Genomic DNA, 17,780 nt, shown 5'->3' with positions numbered 1-17,780 from the left:
CTTTGGTGCGTAGGATAGAAATGAGATGCGTGGTGCTTCAATGTACATGGTCATTCGCAAGTACGCCAAGGTTCGTTCGGTTGCGGATGCCGCCCGCCGCGCGAAAAGCGGCATCGGTCAGATCCTAAGGGAATCGCGTGGATTCAGATCGTACTATGTCCTGGACGGAGGTGAAGGCGTCGGCGTCGCTGTGATGATATTCGAGGATCGCGAAAGCGCCATTGAAGCGAACAAAAAGGTCTTGGAGTTCGTTCAAGCGAGTCTGCATGATCTCCATCTTGGAGATCCCGAAATCGTCGCCGGCGAGATATTGGTGAATATCCAATCCGATCAGTAGCGCGCCCCTTTCCATGGAGCAGACGCCAGGCGCGGAACGATAAGCTCCGTACTGACAGCCCTTGTTGAAAAACACACGATCAGTTTGGCCGCGGCTCGAATCCTCTGCCTCGCGGGCGCGGGCAAGCGAGCGATTGAGGCCGCGCCGTTCGTCGTGCCGATCATTGGCTTTCCGGGAGAGACAACAGGGAGCGGCCGGATATGTCATTCGGATTCTGGCTCTTCCATCATGCAGCGGAAGGGCCCCAGGGGCGAGCTTGAGGCAAGGGCTTAGCCCTCGGCAAAAGGGGAATGGTCGATTTGTCTGCGTCTCCGCCACGTCCGGCGCGACGTCGATTGCCCCACGTGCCGGACACTATCGCAATCTTCGACTTCCGCCCAACGGCAGAAGTTGCTGTCTGCAAGACCTCCACTCTGACACCGGTACGAGCTAGTCGGGCTGTTCAATCGGACGCACACGGGTGGGCAGGGCTGGAGGCACCCACGGCACGGACAAAGTCTAGCAAGAAAGTCCGCTCGTCGCGCGCTAACCACCGTCCCGAAGCAAGCACTCCGGCACCCAAGAGGATAAACGCAATCGGAATGACGAGACCTGCCCAGATGCTGCCGTCTGCCTTTGCTGGATCAGATATGAGCCTGAACAACGATCGCATGAAAATCGTGCTGCCGCCGAGCACAGCACCAGCGAACCAAACGGCCAGAAACGCGGTGACCAAGGGATGCATTGAGAAACTACAGCGGAGCAGCGTTTGGTTCTCGTGATCGCTCAATTCCGCCGAGAGATAGGTTTGGAACGAATTGCGGTACCAGATCCTCTTTCGGGCGATGAGCCGCGTGCCGCGAATTCGCCCGACGACTGGCCGCGTACCAAAGATTGATCTGTCCATCGTTGCCGCGAGTCGCCGACAAAGTTCTTCGATTGAACACGGCAGCATTAGTTCGGTCGTACTCTTAGCGAGCATACGACGATCCTTAACTTCCGGCGTGGTCGATGCCTGCACCTACCGCGCAGGAGTGGCGCCGACAAGTTTGTATCACTCGGGCGTAGTATCCCAGTTAACGAGGAATGAACCGTGCAGGTGGCGCGCTCTGTCTGCTTGCGATTTGGGTCAATCGCGTCGATTTGGCCGCGTCTCCGCCATATCCGGTCTGGTCTCGACTGCTGACGTGCAGGACCGGATGGCGATCATTGCCTTCGGCCATTATCGGACATTTCATGATAGCTGAGGACGTCGTAGGCTTACTACCGCTTTGGGTGGCACAATTTCGTCATCACTTACATACGGAGCAACCGACCGCTAAAGGGTTAGAACATGCGATGGCTTCACTGGAACCCAACCCGCGCTGACATTCTGGGCATCCTATTCGCTCTGGTTTTGGTGTACCTCTGCGCTTTCATTGCCGTACGGTTTCCGCTCTTTCGTCAGCCGACCGGCTTTGGCCCCGATTGGGATTGCCATCGCATGCCCAAAGGCGATCCAGTCTGCACCAAGAGGCTGGACCGCTAAAAAATCCTCGGAACATCGGCAGGCATTATCCGTCGCCCTCGCGATCCTGTGCACAGAATTGACCGCTATGGGTTACGAAAGTTGCTTCCGGTCTATCCCGATGACCCGACCTGAACTTCAGCGTCGCAGTCGGCCGGAACGGGCCAACAAAACAAGAGACATCGGCACGCTTGGTTTTTTCAGACGCCAGAAAACGCCCAAACTCCGCGTTATCGCTCGAAGTTAGCTCTGCCGGGAAACCAATTGGAAACCATCTCCCGAGCAGGCTTGCTCGAATAGAGCAATGCGCGTGCTATGACCAGGGTGGTCAATTCCCCGAACCTAAGAGTAACGTTGGTCAGAGCGATTGAGATCACGTTTCCGGAGAGTTCGGGACTCGACCGGGTCCGCAATTTCGCGGAGGAGTTAAGCTTGCCTCTTGGTTTGGGTAGCCTATACCGATGGAACAGGCCGATACCGCGACGACCACAGTCATGTCGCACATTCCCAACGGAAGCTCGGACGGTATCGGCAACTTATCGAACGAATGCTGGTCAAGCATCAGAGAAAGCTACACGTGGCCTAATTCGCCGGATTGACCTGCCGATGACAACGCTGCGCATCTACGACCCTCGCAATCAAGCACTTGCGTTTGACCTGCGTGACCTGATCGATATCCTTGCTCCTCGCTCACTCGAAGCTAGTTGGACGGTCGCGCCCGTTAGGATCAACCATCCGGACCATAGCTTTTCTATCGATTAATTCATGATGACCGGCTCAGGTGAACCGGGGCAGGACCAACTGGAGCAACTGGCCGCCGGTGGTTTCCCAACCAACGGCACCGTCCTTTTGGGGGCCGCTCGCGAGGCGTGGCAGGTTATTTGGGGGCGGTTCACCGCCACTCTTCCAGGCCAAAGCGACGCATGGGTCATCATACGCGCGATAGACAGCACCTTCTACGAGGTTACGTCATCGGACGAAGCTGTACTCAATATCATTCGCTCGACTTACAAGGATGTCAGGGTTACACCCGGTCCCGTCACTTCAGCTCCAATTGAGCGCATCTAAGGCGGCAGAAGGCGTCGCAGTCAGTACGTCTGACCCAATTTGTCCGAGGACATCATGTTGAGCTTCCAAATCAAGAATGAGAACCGGACGATTGAGATCAGCTGCGATAACGCAGGCATTTCGCAGCTCGTTGAAGTCTTAACGAGATTGCGTGGCTCCGGTAATCACGTCCATCTTTTGACTCCATCCTGCGGCGGCAGCCAATTGAGCGAAAAGACGCCTTACGGCGAAAACGCAATCGGGGAAGTCATCATTTCTCATGGTGGGGACTAACACAGGTTGTATGCTAAAGCTCCTTCGTTCGGCATCGCCGTTCCAGTCGCCCCCGGTAGCTGCTCTGCCTCTTTCGGCTGACTCAGCGCTGTGATCGTGGTCATTCGAGCGTCCCTTTTTTGGCGCCAGACCACGTGGAAATGGAACAGGAATTGCGAGCGACTGTCGAGCGGACGATTTCCGCACACGTTTGCCGATGCCTACAAGCTCTCCACTGGTAGCGTCTCGACAGTTGTGAAGGGGGCGAATTGGACCTTTGTCGTTCGTGACCGGCGAGAAGATCAGGCGTTCATTTGCCTGTATCGAAGCTGGGGGCGCTCTGCTGCCGACGTCGCCGACGAAATGGCTGTGCTCCGGGCCGTCGAGGGTACGCCCGCACTTGAGGTCTCTCGACCTCTGATCGATCGTGAAGGGCAGTCATTCTCCACGTTCGAATTGCCTGATGGCAGCGAGCGCCTTCTTGGGGTGTAGCTCCGGCCGCGGGGCGCGAGCCGGCAGATTGGCATCGCGCCGGTGTCGACCTTTCGCGTTTGCATCGGCAGACTCGTCTCGCGAATCTCGCCCCGAAGAGGGAACTTTTGAGCGACGATAGGCGCAAGGATACCCTCGCGATGATCGCCGAGAAATCTCAACTTGTTGGCGACCAAATCAGCAAATCACTGGAGCTGCTCGTAGGCCTGGGCCCGCACAAGGCAATTGGCCCGGTAGGGCTTTGTCATGGCGATGTCAGGCCGATGAACATGCGAATTCAGGACGACCGCGTCACGTTTTTCGACTTCGATGATTGTGGGCGCGGCCCTCATTGGCTCGACCTGGCGGCCATGGTTCTATTGTTGGAATTTATGAACGCTGGGGATGTCGGTCCGTTGTGGAGCCTTTCCTGGCTGGATATGGTGTGGTCGAAAGTGAGGCGTTCGTCCATTCTGAGCGCTGGATGGTGGCTGAACTCCAGCTGCGCACTATGCGATTCTTATTCGACTATTGCGAGCTGGACACTGCGTTGTGGGATATCGTTCTGGGCCGAGCGGAGACAACCGTGCGCAAGGCGGCCTACGGCGAGCTCAAGCGCATTCGCCTCCTGATGCAAGGACTTGCGGAGTTCCGACAATAATCGGCCTACTCGTGAGCCGACCCCAGCGCGACTTTCGGAATATAGCCTAACTGCTGTTCCAGGGCAGCCAAAGTGAGACGGGCGGACTCCAATTTCGCAGTCGCCTCGACCATGGCGCTCCACGTTTTGTCCGACCGCGAAGCCGCTGCCGCGGCAATCTCGAAGAGCCTGTCGTTGAGATGCGGCGCCGCTTCGTCTCGGATGGCACGACTCAAATCAACGAGCGTGCTCGTTAGCGCTCGATGCGCGCAAGCGTCCTCTCGTTCCAGGTGTTCCACCAGTGCGAGGGCCTTGCGATAGTGTCGTATCGCTTCAACGGTTCTGCTTTCGAGACCGGTATTATCCCTCATCTGGTTCTCCTCGCTAATCTCTGAGCCCAGCTTGAACTAGTACCCACTTTTCTTAGATCGTGAGTCGTGATTCAAGGCCGGGATGATACCCGAAGCAAGAGAAGTCCACCTTTCGAGGAAAGATCGCAAGGTGCTTGAAGCCTGTTGCCGCTCACCGGTGACATTGCAGCGCGATTTGAAGCGGGCACAGATAGTTCTGTTGGCGGCGGATGGGCGCAGCACCCGGTCGATCGCCAAGGAAGTTGGGGTCCAGCCGCGGATTGTCAGCCTTTGGCGGCATCGCTATGCCGACCATGGCCTTGAAGGGCTGCAAGACAAGCCGCGGCCCGGCAAGCAGCCGATCTATACGAAGACGACCGACAAGCGGATTCTGAAGCTGCTGGATAAGCCGTCCCCGCAAGGGTTTGCGCGCTGGACCGGCCCTCTGCTGGCTGAGGCGCTGGGCGATGTCGACGTCCAATATGTCTGGCGGTTCCTGCGCAACCACAAGATTGATCTTGCGGCTCGCAAGTCCTGGTGTGAGAGCAACGACCCGAACTTTACGGCCAAAGCCGCCAATGTTGTTGGTCTTTACGTTGCCCCGCCGGCGAAGGCCATTGTGCTGTGCGTAGACGAGAAGCCCTCGATCCAGGCTCTGGAGCGAGCGCAGGGTTATCTGAAGTTGCCCAACGGTCGCGCCTTGACCGGCCAGAGCCACGATTACAAGCGGCATGGCACCACAACATTGTTTGCGGCGCTCGAAGTCGCCACCGGAAAGATCATCGCCACGCATTCGAAACGCCGTCGCCGCGTCGAATTTCTCGATTTCATGAACAGCCTCACCGCGGCCTTTCCGGGTCGAAAGCTTCACGTCATCCTCGACAACCTCAACACCCATAAGAAGAACGAGGACTGGCTCAAAGCCCATCCCAATGTGCAATTTCATTTCACGCCGACGAGTGCGTCCTGGCTCAACCAGGTCGAGGTATGGTTCTCAATCTTGCAGGGGCAGTCGCTCAGCGGCACCTCCTTCACGAGCCTCAAGCAGCTTCAGGAACACATCGATGCCTACGTCAACGCATACAACGACAGAGCCGAGCCCTTCGTCTGGACCAAGAAAAAGGTCCGTCAACGCCGCTTCAAAGGCCGCCGTATCACTCAGTTATGATTCCGGGTACTAGCAAAGATTAAGCGGCTTGCAGGTTGTGGGAGCGAAGCCATCCAGAAATCATCCGCCTGGACATTAGGACTTGGCTCCGGCCTTGGCGGTAGTCCCACACGTTGCATTTGACCCTTTGATCTCGTGCGATCTTACGGCAGCCATCTTCGCGCGTCCAATGTCCCCTCCTTCCATCAACAAGGGATTGGGCGAGCCCCTTCGGGGACCGCTCTACTCGCGCCGCCGGGAGCGGCACTCCCCGAGCCCGCCAGCGTTCTCCGCGCATTCGCGTGACGATCCTCTCGCGGCTCATCGGCGATTTCACGACCATCAGCTGGCCAGCTTCTTTCCGGTAGAATCCGTTCTCGCCGACGCTCGCCCGCATGCAGGTCGCATGGTCCCCGGCGTAGCCCAATTTAGCTCTCCCAATTCAGCTCGCGTTCTGGCATTTTCGGCCTGATCAGAGGATTACAATGCCAAACAGAATTCCGCTCGACCCCAAACTGCCGAAGGCCTTCGACGCGACGGCGAACGACGCACGAAGCAAGGCGCAGCTCGATCAATGGTGGGATCGTCCGTATGGTGTCACGTTGCCGGATGGCCGGATAGAGGTGCGGTGCCTGAATGGCGGGGCGTGGGACCGTTCGACCCATCTTGGCATCGCCGATGACTACGACGCGGCCTGCGCGTTGGCCGAGGCCAAACAAGCGGAGTGGCTCAAGTTCCGGGAGCGCCCCTGCGTCCAGTTCGACGCAGATCAGGTCTTGGTGGTCCGGCAGGCCCAGCGGCCGGACGAGGCGCCGCAGCAACTGGCGACGTTCGCTACGGCCGACGCGGCAACTGACTACTTGCGCGTCAACTTCCCGGATGCGTAGTCCGATGTTCGGACATCGGCATGGGAGCGGGATGTCGTTCTCGACCTGGCTTTGTCTCGCTCGGCTCGGAGAGTCCACCGTCTAGGAATTGATCTCGCAGCGATAGGAGTGTTTGGGCGAGCCCCTTTCGGGGACGGCTTTACTCGCGCCGGGAACGGCACTCCCGGAGCCCGCAGGCGTTCTCCGCGCATTCGCGTGACGATCCTCTCGCGGCTCATCGGCGATTTCACGATCATCAGCTCTGGCTACCTGCTTCTCTCCGGTAGAACCTGTTCTCGCCGACGCACGCCCGCATGTCGGTGCGCCGGAACCAGATGGCACGTCCGCATCGCAGCGGCGGGTTGCCGGCGGTGAAGATGATCTGCTCATCGGTCCGCATGCGCAGCACCTCATGCGGCAGCATGAGCGGCCGGCGCGCGAGCTGCTTGGACCGCGTCCGGGACGAGCCCGACATTTGCGAGGAGCGGCTCAGCTGATCGACCTCAACCGTCGTGTCACCGCAACGCTTCGAAATGTAGTCCGCCGTCTCGGGATCGTTGATCGCCGAGAAGGAGATCCAGGACGCGCTCTCGAACCACTTGCTGGTGGCATCACGTCCGCCATAGGCCTCGCGCATCTGGCCGATCGACTGGTAGAGCATCAAGAGGGTGATGCCGTATTTGCGCCCGGCATCGCGCGCGGTTTCGAGAATGCGCAAGTAGCCGAGGCGAGCGACCTCATCGAGCAGGAACAGGGTGCGGCCGATCCCTTCGCCATTGCGATTGTAGATGGCGTTGAGCAGCGAGCCGATGATAACGCGGGCGAGGCCGGCATGATTCTCCAGCGTCTTCAGGTCGAGATTGATGAAGACGTCGGTCCGACCCTCCGCGAGCTCGGCCGTCGTGAAGTTTGAGCCGGACACCAGCGCGGCATAGTTGGAATAGGAGAGCCAGTGGGTTTCCTTCACCGCGTTGGCGTAGACGCCGCTGAAGGTCTCCGGCGTCATGGCGATGAAGGGCGCGACATTCTCCTTCACAAATCCGGACTCCGAATTGTCGTAAATCGTCTGAAGCCGCTGGCGCAACTTCGGCTCCGGCTCGGACAGATTGGCGCGGACCTGGCGGAGGTGCTGATCCTTCTTTTCCGTATGACCGGACAGGCAGACATCGGCGATCAGCGCCGTCAGCAGTTGCAATGCCGAGGCACGAAAGAAGTCGTCGCGCGCCGAGCCCTGGCGCGGATTGTCGGTCATGATCCATGACGCGACGGCGGCAATGTCCTCTTCCTTGGTCGCGCCATGCTGGCCGATCCAGTCGAGCACATTGAAGCCGATTTCCGAGGAGCGCGGATCGAGCACGAAGACCTGGCGACCGGCCCCGTGCCGGTGTCCGGTGATCATCGGTGCGACCTCGTTGGACGGGTCGAGAACGACCAATCCGCCGCCCCATTTGAGCGCCGTCGGCACCGTCACGGATGTCGTCTTGAAGCCGCCGGAACCGGCGAACACGATGCCGTGCGACGAGCCGAAGGAGGCATCGAAACAGAGCAAAGGAGACTTGCCGCCGGCGCCCCATGTCTCGGGATCGTCGGCGCGGAAGGATTGGTCGGCGACCGCATCCCGATCGACGCGATAGCGCTCCCCGACCACGATGCCACCTGCCTCCGGGAACAGCCGGGCAGCCTCGGTCATCATCGTCATCCAGTCGGACTCGCCATGGATGGCGCGTCGCCCGCGAATGCGACGCGGCTCAGCGGCCGCGAAGGCGGCATTGCCTCTTATTGCCACACGCAATCCGAACACAGCCACGAGCGCCGCGACCGTCGCTCCGATGACGGTCGAGGGATCGGCATAGGCGAGAAGGCGATCTCCAGCCGGCAGGGCATCGGTGAAGGAATGCAGGCGCGCGATCTCGCGCGAGGCGGCGATCGCGACCACGAGCAGGCCGCCGAACACGACGCTCCAGCCGGCGGAGCGGATCGCCGTCGCGCCGGCGGCCGCGAACAGGAAGACCACGCCGATCGCCGCGGCCATCACGTAGGGCAGGGCGATGCCGATCCGGCCGAGCACCAGGTGCGCCTTCGGGGCTGCCCCGAACCTCGAAAGCCAGGCTTCGATACCGGTCAGCGCAAGACATAAGCCCGCCATCAGCACGGCCGGCACGATCGCGAGCGCGCTTCTATTTGCTCTCATGGCCGAACGCCTTCGCGCCAATCGCTATCAGGCGCTCGCGTTCCGCCTCATTGCCGCGGAGACGGTCGGCGGCATCGAGCAGCAGACCGAGCAGCAGCGCGCGCTTCTCGTAGCGCAGCCCGGCCTTGGCGATCAGGCCGCCGAGCTCGATCTTCTCCCGCGTGTCCTTCTTGCGGGCACTAGTCGCATCGGAGCGGCGCATGCGTTCAGCCCTGGTCAGCCATGTCCGAAGACGCGCCAGGCGGGACGGCCGCGGCCGCCTTCGCGCTTCGGCTCCCGCCTTTGCGAAACCGGCCGGCGATCTCCTCGAACACAGACTGTAGGGCCGCTTCGTCGATCTCGATCTCGCCCATCCCGGCCTTGAGCGCGATGCGGCCAATACGCTCGGCCTCTCGCGTTTCAGCCTGCTTCAGCTGGTCCTGGAGCCTGGCGATTTCGTCCCTGATCTGCCGCGAGGGCTTTTTCATTCCGGAAGACCTTTCCTGTCACTTTCGCGCGAAGCGCTGGATAAGAAAGCCGGGGCGAGCGCGAAGCGCGACCCGGGTAATTAACGGGGTCGGCGAAGCCGACGCTTTGGAAGATCATCCCGCCGTTCCGAAGGAGCGGTTTCCAAGGGCGCAGTAATACGTCGCTGGCGCGACGTCCTGCTTCCCGCCCCGAATGGGCAGGCCGATCCCGACGAACCGCATGTTCGTTCGTCTTAAGGATCGCTTCCGGCCGTGGCCATCACCCATTTCACGCCCCAGCTCATCGGACGCGGCGATGGCCGCAGCGCCGTGCTGGCCGCTGCCTACCGGCATTGCGCGAAGATGGAGTTCGAGGCCGAGGGCCGGACCGTCGACTATTCCAACAAGCGCGGCATGATCCATGAGGAATTCCTGGTCCCGGCCGACGCGCCCGCCTGGCTACGGACATTGATCGCCGATCGCTCTGTTGCCGGCGCGTCGGAGGCCTTCTGGAACAAGGTCGAAGCCTTCGAGAAGCGGGCCGATGCGCAGTTCGCCAAGGAGTTCATCATCGCGCTGCCCGTCGAGCTGACGCTTGAGCAGAACATCGCACTGATGCGCCAGTTCGTGGTCGAGCAGGTGCTGTCGCGCGGGCAGGTCGCGGACTGGGTCTATCATGACGAGCCGGGCAATCCGCATGTCCACCTGATGACGACGCTGCGGCCTCTCACCGAGGACGGATTCGGGCCAAAGCGGGTCACGGTCATCGGAGACGACGGGCAACCGCTGCGCATGAAATCCGGCAAGATCGCCTACCGGCTTTGGGCCGGCGAGAAGCAAGAGTTCCTCGAGCAGCGCAACGGCTGGCTCGACCTGCAGAACCGGCATCTCGCCCTGAACGGCCACGAGATTCGGGTTGATGGGCGGTCCTACGCCGAGCGCGGGATTGACGTCGTGCCGACCACCCATATCGGCGTCGCGGCCAAGGCCATCCAGCGCCGCGCGGAGCGCGAGGGGCGCCATCCGAACCTCGAACGGTTGCGCGTCTTCGACGAGAACCGGGCCGAGACGCTGAGGCGGATCCAGCGCCGTCCGGAGATCGTGCTCGACATGATTTCGCGGGAGAAGAGCGTCTTTGACGAACACGATGTCGGCAAGCTCCTGCATCGCTACGTCGACGATGCCAAAACCTTCCAGCACTTGATGGCGCGGGTGCTGCAAAGCCCGCATGCGCTCCGACTGGAAGGGGAGTCGGTCGACTTCGCCACGGGCGCGCGGGCACCGGCGAAATACACAACGCGCGAACTGATTCGGCTAGAAGCGGAGATGGCGCGGCGCGCGATCCACCTCTCGGGCAGCACGGCTTTCACGGTCAAGGCGCAGGTGGTCGCCGCCGTGTCCGCGCGCCACGCCAACCTCTCGGCCGAGCAGCACGCCTCCATCGCGCATATGGCGTCCGGAGAAAGGATCGCGGCGGTTGTCGGCCGTGCAGGCGCGGGCAAGACCACGATGATGCGGGCCGCGCGGGAGGTGTGGGAGGCCGCCGGTTATCGCGTTGTCGGCGGCACCTTGTCGGGCAAGGCGGCCGAGGGATTGGAGAAAGAGGCGGGCATCGAATCCCGCACGCTGGCCTCCTGGGAATTGCGATGGAAGAGCGGTCGGGACGGCCTCGATGACAGAACGGTTTTTGTCCTGGACGAGGCCGGCATGGTCGCCTCGCGGCAGATGGCGCTGTTCGTCGAAACAGCGTCAAAGTCTGGAGCGAAGCTTGTCCTGGTCGGCGATCCCGAGCAGCTTCAGCCGATCGAAGCAGGCGCAGCGTTTCGCGCGATTGTTGAACGCATCGGCTATGCTGAACTCGAGACGATCTATCGTCAGCGCCAGCAATGGATGCGTGACGCCTCGCTCGACCTTGCCCGTGGCCGGACGGGAGAGGCCCTGTCCGCCTATCGCCATCATGGACGTCTGTTCGGCTCGGAGTTGAAGGCGCATGCGATCGACAATCTCATCGCCGATTGGAACCGCGACTACGACCCGTCCAAGTCGACATTGATCCTGGCGCATCTGCGCCGCGACGTCCGCGCGCTGAACGAAATGGCGCGGGCCAAACTCGTCGAGCGCGGTCTCGTCGAAGAGGGACATGCCTTCCGGACTGAGGACGGCGAGCGCTGGTTTGCGCCCGGCGACCAGATCGTCTTCCTGAAGAACGAGGGCTCGCTCGGCGTGAAGAACGGCATGATCGGCAGGGTCGTGGCCGCCGAGCCTGCGCGCCTCGTCGCCGAGATCGGGGAGGGCGAGGGCCGCCGCCGCGTCGAGGTCGATCAGCGCTTCTATCGCAATATCGACCACGGCTATGCGACGACCGTGCATAAGGCGCAGGGAGCAACGGTCGACCGGGTCAAGGTGCTGGCAACGCTGTCGCTGGACAAGCACCTGACCTATGTCGCGCTGACCCGCCATCGCGAGGATGTGGCGCTCTATTACGGCCGGCGTTCGTTCCAGAAGGCCGGTGGCCTGATCCCCATCCTGTCGCAGCGGCGGGCGAAGGAGACCACGCTCGATTACGAACGCGGCAGCCTCTATCGGGATGCACTCCGCTTCGCCGCAAACCGTGGACTGCATATCGTCAAGGTGGCGCGCACGCTCGTGAACGATCGCCTGCGCTGGACGGTTCGCCAAAAGCAGCGCCTTGCCGAGGTCGGCCATCGGCTGCGTGCGCTCGCCCAAAAACTCGGCCTCGTCGACGGCCGCAAACCCATCATCAGAACCGCACACAAGGAGGCGCAGCCCATGGTCGCAGGCGTAACGACATTCCCCAAATCCCTCATCGATACCGTCGAGGACAGGATCCTCGCCGACCCCGCCATCAAGAAGCAGTGGGAGGATGTGTCGACCCGCTTCCGCCTCGTCTTTGCCGATCCCGAGCGCGCGTTCCGCGCGACGAATTTCGAGGCCATGTTGAAGGATTCCGCTGCGGCAACTTCGACGATCGCCCGTTTCGCCACGAACCCGGAATCGTTCGGGACGCTGCGCGGCAAGACCGGCCTGCTGGCGGGCAAGGCCGACAAGCAGGAGCGCCAGCGCGCGGAGGCCAATGTGCCCGCGCTCCAGCGCGACATCGAGCGATACTTGCGTCTTCGGGCCGAGGCCGAGCACAAGCATGAGGCCGAGGAACGCGAGATCCGGCATCGTGTCGCCATCGACGTCCCCGCTTTGTCGCGCGATGCGCGTCGCGTGCTCGAGCGCATCCGCGACGCGATCGATCGCAATGATCTCCCGAGCGCACTTGAATTCGCGCTCGAGGACAGGATGGTGAAAGCGGAGATCGACGGTTTTAACAAGGCCGTCGCAGAGCGCTTTGGCGATCGCACCTTCCTGTCGAACGCCGCTAAAGAACCCAACGGCCAGCCTTTCGAGAAGGCGGCCGACGGCATGGATCCAGGGCGGCGCGAGCAGCTGAAAGAAGCCTGGCCGGCCCTGCGCGCGGCACAGCAGCTCGCAGCAGGGGAGCGCACCGTTCAGGCCCTCAAACAGGCCGAGGCGCAGCGCCTGACCCAGGGCCAGGGACAGACCCTGAAATGAGCATACGGCGCTTCCCCTTGGTGATCCTGGTGGCGGGTGCCGGCCTCGTCGCCGCCGTGGCAGGCGCCGGTTGGTGCACCGGACTGCGCATCAACATGACGGCGAGCTACCCGCGCGGCCTGTGGCGGATCGAGACGCTGGATCGGGCCGCTGCCGCCGGCGATCTCGTCTTTATCTGTCCGCCTGAGACGGCCGAGTTTGAACGCGCATTCGCGCGCGGTTACATCCGGCGCGGGCTTTGCGCCGGAGGCTTAAGCCCGCTCATCAAGACCGTCGCCGCCGTCAGTGGCCAGCAGATCGATGTGGCTGATCAGGTCTTTATCGACGGCCGTCCGCTCACAGGTTCCGATGTCCGGCACACCGATGCCGCCGGCCGTCCACTCGCCCCGTTTGCCGGCGGCGTCATTCCCGACGGCGACCTCTATCTCCACTCCGATTTCGCAGGCTCCTATGATTCCCGCTACTTCGGTACGATCCCGTCGTCGGGCATTCTCGGCCTCGCCCGGCCAATTCTCACCTTCGGCCCCTAGCGCCTGGCGCGGTGCGGTGATGGCCGTGGCCGCGGCCGGCTTCGGGGCTGCTGCCTGGTGCGGTCACGCGCGCGCCCTGCCGCTCGCCTGCGCCTTCCCAGCGCTGTGGGCGTTTGCGCCGTCGCGGGTGATTGCAGCGGCAGTGAGCGCCGCCTATTTCCTGGCGGCATCGCGCGGGCTGCCGCAGGGCGTCATCAATTTCTACGGCACGGATCTCGGCGTCGGCATCGTCTTGTGGATCGGCGCCGCGGCCGCCTTCGTCCTCGTCCACGCCCCGCTGTGGCAAAGCCGGCCGGGGTGGGAGAGTGCGTTTTGCTTTGGGCTTGCGGCGTTCCTGATGAGCGTTCCTCCGTTCGGGATCGTCGGATGGGCACACCCGATCACCGCGGCCGGCGCTCTCTTTCCCGGATGGGGGTGGTGGGGACTGGGCGCGACCGCGGCAATCCTGCTCACCATGACGACCGGCAAGTGGCCCGTCGCGGCGATCGTTGTGGCCGGTTTCTGGGCCTGGTCGGCCGCGCACTGGATCGCGCCATCGCCACCAGACGGATGGATTGGTCTGGATACCAGGCTTGGCAGCGCGCTCGGCCGGACTCCCGATCTCGATCAATCCCAGACGCTTCTCCAGCGCGTGCGCGAAGCGGGCGCGGCCGGAGCGCGCGTTGTCGTGCTTCCCGAGAGTGCGGCCGGGCTGTGGACGCCGACCACGAGCGGCGTCTGGATGGACGGCCTTCGCGGCTCCGACATCACGGTGATCGCCGGTGCGGCGATCGTCGATCGCGAAGGCTATGACAACGCCATGATGGAGATCAGCGCCGGTCGCGCGCGCCCCCTCTACGGCGAGCGCATGCCGGTCCCGGTCTCGATGTGGCAACCCTGGCTCGCATGGACAGGGCAGGGCGGAGGCGCCAGGGCTACCCTCTTTGCCAACCCCGTCGTCGAGTCCGCCGGCAGACGCGTCGCGCCCTTGATCTGTTACGAGCAGTTGCTCGTCTGGCCCGTCCTGCAGTCGATGCTCCACTCGCCCGGCGTGCTTGTCGCTGTTGGCAACGACTGGTGGACCGCCGGCACCAACGTCCTCGCCGTTCAAAGAGCGAGCACACAGGCCTGGGCGCGCCTGTTCGCGATGCCGCTCGTGCTCTCGTTCAACACCTGAAGGGGGATCAGTATGATCGATGCCGCCACCATTCATCAATGCGCCGATCCTACTCTGAAGCCCGCGATCGTCGAGAAATTCATCCGTGCGGTCGGGGCACCCGATCCGCTCGCCGTCACGGTCCGGACCGGAAACCGCGTCATCCTGGTGACGCCGCCCAAGACCGCGGCTGAGGCCATGGAGCTGATTCGCCGTTACGTCGGCCAGGCGATGGTCCGCGTGGGCGTGACCCAATATCCGGCCGGGCTCGGCGTCACCGACACAGCCGAGCTCAAGCCCGATCTCGTCGACGCCTGCGCCAATATCAGGATGGGTACCGCGCTGTTCGGCAAGATTTATCGCATCGTCACGAAATGGTATGGCGCGCCGGTCGATGAGGCGTTCGGCGAAGCGATCGACGCCTGGAAAAGTGGCTATTTCGACGGGAAATATGTATTCGACGAGCCCGATCCCGGCAGCCTGCCAGCCCGCAAGGGGGCGTCGGACGTTGGCGACAAGCCCGCGGAAGGTGACGCGGCGAGGCCTCCGAGCCGTCCGGACGATCGTACCCAGCAAGACAGAGAGCCGGGTGATCCGAACAAGGCGGGCATCAGGATCGATCTGACCGGCATTGGCATCAACAAGCCGAAATAGGCCTTGCGGGGAACGACCTCAGCTGGAAAAGCCAGGGGTCTAGTGGATAGGGCGGCAGCGCCATGCTGTCGGCCGTGAGCTCCCTGATGCTGATTTGCAGGCGCTTCGCGATCCAGCCGATTCTGCGGAGAGGTGGGGTTGCCGCTCTGACGCGCTATCGCATATTCGGTCATGCGCGCGAGGCTCGGCGACGCAAGGTCGCTCTCCAGCCGGTCATGCTCTTCCTCAATCCAACAGCAGGCGTCGGACGTCACCAATCATCGGCGCAACCCTTCATGTCGCCAGGCCCTTGGCCGCACAGAGCACACCAACTTGGTTCAATTCGCCACATTCTCCTCGGCTAGCGCCGAATCTATCTTCAATCTATAAGGAACCGTAGGGCAGTACGCGCTGCCTCGGGGCTTAGAAACCCCTCGATTAGCGGTTGGTGCCGGCCGTGACGGCACCGGGATCCTCTGACCTAACGGCCGGGGGCCTGCGACGTATGTCCAGGCATCTCGGTGCTAAAGGTCACAGGGACCGTCTAATCGCGGTTTTCTAACCCCCGGCTTGGGATCAAGGGGATTATCGTCGGCGGGGGCGCACCGCGGACCAAGTCTGCGTGAGAATTGTGGTATCGAACAATGATGATGAATCGCCCGGCGCTGGGCTCAACTGCGATCTTGAGCACATCTTCAGGGGAATGGCACAACCTGAGCTTGAACGCTTGACCATCGACGCCATTCGCGAATACCGTGCGAGCGTCGCGCTCGCCGAGACAGCCCGGTTGCAGCGGGTGGCCGCAGAGGCCGACACCGACTGTTGTCCCGAACGCCGGGCGGAGCTCCAACGAATCCATGAACATGCGGAGACCGAGCATCGGGCGCGTCAGCTTGTCCTTAACAAGCTGATCGATCGCCTCGGCTACGTCCCCAAAGTCCCTGCCGGATAGTCGTCGCGGCAACTCACAGGAAAGGCAGTCGCGGATCGGCTAGCTCCGGGTTGGCCGTCGTGGTCTCCGTTCGTTTGAACTAAGATTGCAAAGAGCAGGGATCGTCCGGTAAACGTGTCACGATGGACTAAATCAACTTCTTCTCCATGGCGATACGCACGGCCTGCTGGAGATTGCTGGCGCCGAGTTTGTCGCGCGCATTGTCCAGATAGAACTGGACTGTTCGTGGCCTGATCCCAAGCAAGTCCGCGATCACGTTCATAGACTTGCCGTGTGACGACCAGCTCAGCGAGGTCGCTTCCTGCGTCGACAACGTCACATCCGCCGTTTTGAAGGACGACTCAGACACCAGGCTGAGGTGAACATGAATGTAGGCGAGCGCCAACGCCGCCTGCATCGGATCCCATGGCGGGACCTCGACCCGCCGCCGATCCGATGCGAGTGTGATCATCGCGGTGCGGCCATAGCTTGTCCTGATCGGAACGGAGACGCCGGAGCGGATGCCGAAGTCAGTTGCCTCGGAATAGAATTGCTTGATCTCGGGCGAGCTTTTGCGCACGTTGCGCTCCTCCGCCGACCACGCGAACATTCGCATGCAGCGCTTGGCGGTGGTCACGACAGGATCGATGATCGTGTAATGGTTTGCAAAATAGCGGTTCAGCCATTCCGCAGGATAATCACTGAAAGCAACCGCATCGTCGGCGTGCACATGAATGTAGGCGTAGCGATCGAAGCCGGATGAGACAGTAAACTTCTTGAGCGCGTTGCGAATGGAGCGCTCGTCGTGCGCCAGATCGACAGCGTCTATCAATCCCTGTAATAGCCCATCCAATGTAACTTCCTCCCCGTCTTTTTTCTTCTTCCGACCATCAGCGCGACGCCGACCTTGCTCGTCGGACGAGCATCACGTTTCACTAATTCCTCTGATTCGATGACCGTTTCGGGTGGCTCGACGGAATTCAATCTTCTTCCTTGCCTCACGGCTTGAAGTTGGCAGCGTGACAAAGTGGGGATTGCTTGTGAGCGTCATCAGTCGACGGCAGGCGCGCAGCACAGCAATAGTCCTGTCACCGGCGACTTTGACGAGAGGTGCAGTACACCGCTTCCATCGGATCAGCGTCATGTCGTTCCGAATGTGCCACGTTAATGAACGTTCGCTTTCTCGTCTGCGCCCGGCCTGAGCGATTGGGTTCACCGAGCCCTGTGACGTTGATGACGTGAAGTTGCGGTAACCCTCTCGTGCCAAAGTCCCGATGGATCGGGAGCCGTTGGGCACCACAACAGCGCCGGGACCAAGCTGCTCGTCGACCTGCACAAGGAATCCCGTAGAAAAGGCCACGGGCGTCGACTCTGCGTTGTTGTTTCCGCGAAGAGGCATAGCTCGAAACGCGTAACGCGCCCGGAGTTTCTCATCAGTCACAAATATCCCCATCGTGGCACAAATGTGTTACGGTTCTAAAAAAGGTTGTAGGCCCCGCCAGAGAGAGCTTTTCTAATAGTCCCGCAATTTCAACTCATGCTACATTCGCGGTTCAGGCTGCCTACTAAACCGGCCGTCCATCGTGCGCGGCCGGGATCTGGCACAACGACGATCACCGATGTCGGGCGCCAGTCGTTTGCATATTTTTCCCGACCTCGGTGGCAAAAGGCCTTAGCGAGCTCGTTTCGCACCGAGATCTGGGCGCTACTCGGAG

16 protein-coding genes and 1 pseudogene are annotated in these 17,780 nt (G+C 61.7%); 12 read left to right on the top strand and 5 right to left on the bottom strand.

Annotation, left to right across the window (positions count from 1 at the left end; all coding sequences use genetic code 11):
* Positions 1 to 40: 40 nt before the first annotated feature.
* The 5 genes and pseudogenes from QQL28_RS21825 to QQL28_RS21805 all read left to right on the top strand — a co-directional run.
* A complete protein-coding gene (locus QQL28_RS21825; RefSeq protein WP_284268799.1) occupies positions 41 to 337 on the top strand; it encodes a hypothetical protein in 297 nt (98 codons plus the stop codon).
* 2,251 nt (positions 338 to 2,588) lie between these two features.
* Entirely contained in the window at positions 2,589 to 2,891 is a 303-nt protein-coding gene (locus QQL28_RS21820) for a hypothetical protein (protein WP_284268569.1), read from the top strand.
* A gap of 54 nt (positions 2,892 to 2,945) precedes the next feature.
* On the top strand, positions 2,946 to 3,164 hold the full coding sequence (locus tag QQL28_RS21815; protein WP_284268567.1) for a hypothetical protein: 219 nt from the start codon (positions 2,946 to 2,948) through the stop codon (positions 3,162 to 3,164).
* 90 nt (positions 3,165 to 3,254) lie between these two features.
* Positions 3,255 to 3,635: a hypothetical protein gene (locus QQL28_RS21810; protein WP_284268565.1), complete on the top strand. Its 381-nt coding sequence runs from the start codon at positions 3,255 to 3,257 to the stop codon at positions 3,633 to 3,635.
* 26 nt (positions 3,636 to 3,661) lie between these two features.
* Positions 3,662 to 4,246: pseudogene (locus tag QQL28_RS21805) on the top strand (phosphotransferase); the annotation flags it as partial.
* Between the two features lie 34 nt (positions 4,247 to 4,280).
* Here QQL28_RS21805 and QQL28_RS21800 read toward each other — a convergent pair.
* Complete coding sequence (locus tag QQL28_RS21800; RefSeq protein WP_284268563.1) at positions 4,281 to 4,625, bottom strand: hypothetical protein; 345 nt, start codon at positions 4,623 to 4,625, stop codon at positions 4,281 to 4,283.
* 82 nt (positions 4,626 to 4,707) lie between these two features.
* On the opposite strand from QQL28_RS21800, the gene QQL28_RS21795 reads away from it, so the two are divergent.
* Positions 4,708 to 5,772, top strand: a complete 1,065-nt coding sequence (locus QQL28_RS21795; RefSeq protein WP_284268561.1) for an IS630 family transposase — start codon at positions 4,708 to 4,710, stop codon at positions 5,770 to 5,772.
* 464 nt (positions 5,773 to 6,236) lie between these two features.
* Entirely contained in the window at positions 6,237 to 6,638 is a 402-nt protein-coding gene (locus QQL28_RS21790; RefSeq protein WP_284268558.1) for a hypothetical protein, read from the top strand.
* Positions 6,639 to 6,873: 235 nt separating this feature from the next.
* Here QQL28_RS21790 and traG read toward each other — a convergent pair whose 3' ends face one another.
* From traG to traC, 3 genes are read right to left on the bottom strand one after another with little or no spacing between them, the layout of a single operon-like run.
* Positions 6,874 to 8,808, bottom strand: coding sequence for a Ti-type conjugative transfer system protein TraG (gene traG / locus QQL28_RS21785; RefSeq protein ID WP_284268556.1), 1,935 nt, complete (start codon positions 8,806 to 8,808; stop codon positions 6,874 to 6,876).
* Positions 8,795 to 9,010, bottom strand: a complete 216-nt coding sequence (gene traD, locus QQL28_RS21780) for a type IV conjugative transfer system coupling protein TraD (RefSeq protein ID WP_284268554.1) — start codon at positions 9,008 to 9,010, stop codon at positions 8,795 to 8,797. The genes traG and traD overlap by 14 nt, the downstream gene beginning before the upstream one ends.
* Before the next feature lie 4 nt (positions 9,011 to 9,014).
* The gene (traC, locus tag QQL28_RS21775; RefSeq protein ID WP_284268551.1) at positions 9,015 to 9,275 is read right to left on the bottom strand and encodes a conjugal transfer protein TraC; all 261 of its coding nucleotides are present in this window, start codon (positions 9,273 to 9,275) and stop codon (positions 9,015 to 9,017) included.
* 252 nt (positions 9,276 to 9,527) lie between these two features.
* Here traC and traA point away from each other — a divergent pair, with 252 nt between their 5' ends.
* The 5 genes from traA to QQL28_RS21750 all read left to right on the top strand — a co-directional run bounded on the left by traA (position 9,528) and on the right by QQL28_RS21750 (position 16,086).
* Positions 9,528 to 12,836: a Ti-type conjugative transfer relaxase TraA gene (gene traA, locus QQL28_RS21770; protein ID WP_284268550.1), complete on the top strand. Its 3,309-nt coding sequence runs from the start codon at positions 9,528 to 9,530 to the stop codon at positions 12,834 to 12,836.
* A gap of 20 nt (positions 12,837 to 12,856) precedes the next feature.
* A complete protein-coding gene (traF, locus tag QQL28_RS21765; protein ID WP_348522510.1) occupies positions 12,857 to 13,366 on the top strand; it encodes a conjugative transfer signal peptidase TraF in 510 nt (169 codons plus the stop codon).
* Between the two features lie 16 nt (positions 13,367 to 13,382).
* Positions 13,383 to 14,522: a conjugal transfer protein TraB gene (locus QQL28_RS21760; RefSeq protein WP_284268547.1), complete on the top strand. Its 1,140-nt coding sequence runs from the start codon at positions 13,383 to 13,385 to the stop codon at positions 14,520 to 14,522.
* A gap of 12 nt (positions 14,523 to 14,534) precedes the next feature.
* A complete protein-coding gene (locus tag QQL28_RS21755) occupies positions 14,535 to 15,155 on the top strand; it encodes a TraH family protein (RefSeq protein ID WP_284268545.1) in 621 nt (206 codons plus the stop codon).
* A gap of 601 nt (positions 15,156 to 15,756) precedes the next feature.
* The gene (locus QQL28_RS21750; protein WP_284268543.1) at positions 15,757 to 16,086 is read left to right on the top strand and encodes a transcriptional repressor TraM; all 330 of its coding nucleotides are present in this window, start codon (positions 15,757 to 15,759) and stop codon (positions 16,084 to 16,086) included.
* A 127-nt stretch (positions 16,087 to 16,213) separates the two neighbouring features.
* On the opposite strand, the gene QQL28_RS21745 is transcribed toward QQL28_RS21750, so the two are convergent.
* Entirely contained in the window at positions 16,214 to 16,918 is a 705-nt protein-coding gene (locus QQL28_RS21745) for an autoinducer binding domain-containing protein (RefSeq protein WP_284268541.1), read from the bottom strand.
* Positions 16,919 to 17,780: the final 862 nt, after the last annotated feature.

This window comes from Bradyrhizobium iriomotense, assembly GCF_030160715.1.
GTDB classification, from domain to species: domain Bacteria; phylum Pseudomonadota; class Alphaproteobacteria; order Rhizobiales; family Xanthobacteraceae; genus Bradyrhizobium; species Bradyrhizobium iriomotense.
The sequence above is the reverse complement of the archived record's forward strand: the minus strand, read 5'-3'. Positions and strand labels throughout refer to the sequence as shown.

Coding starts and splice junctions, on each gene's coding strand:
- traD (WP_284268554.1), bottom strand. CDS start 9,010: ATGCGCCGCTCCGATGCGACTAGTGCCCGCAAGAAGGACACGCGGGAG.
- QQL28_RS21755 (WP_284268545.1), top strand. CDS start 14,535: ATGATCGATGCCGCCACCATTCATCAATGCGCCGATCCTACTCTGAAG.
- traC (WP_284268551.1), bottom strand. CDS start 9,275: ATGAAAAAGCCCTCGCGGCAGATCAGGGACGAAATCGCCAGGCTCCAG.
- QQL28_RS21795 (WP_284268561.1), top strand. CDS start 4,708: ATGATACCCGAAGCAAGAGAAGTCCACCTTTCGAGGAAAGATCGCAAG.
- QQL28_RS21815 (WP_284268567.1), top strand. CDS start 2,946: ATGTTGAGCTTCCAAATCAAGAATGAGAACCGGACGATTGAGATCAGC.
- QQL28_RS21790 (WP_284268558.1), top strand. CDS start 6,237: ATGCCAAACAGAATTCCGCTCGACCCCAAACTGCCGAAGGCCTTCGAC.
- traG (WP_284268556.1), bottom strand. CDS start 8,808: ATGAGAGCAAATAGAAGCGCGCTCGCGATCGTGCCGGCCGTGCTGATG.
- QQL28_RS21800 (WP_284268563.1), bottom strand. CDS start 4,625: ATGAGGGATAATACCGGTCTCGAAAGCAGAACCGTTGAAGCGATACGA.
- QQL28_RS21825 (WP_284268799.1), top strand. CDS start 41: ATGTACATGGTCATTCGCAAGTACGCCAAGGTTCGTTCGGTTGCGGAT.
- QQL28_RS21820 (WP_284268569.1), top strand. CDS start 2,589: ATGATGACCGGCTCAGGTGAACCGGGGCAGGACCAACTGGAGCAACTG.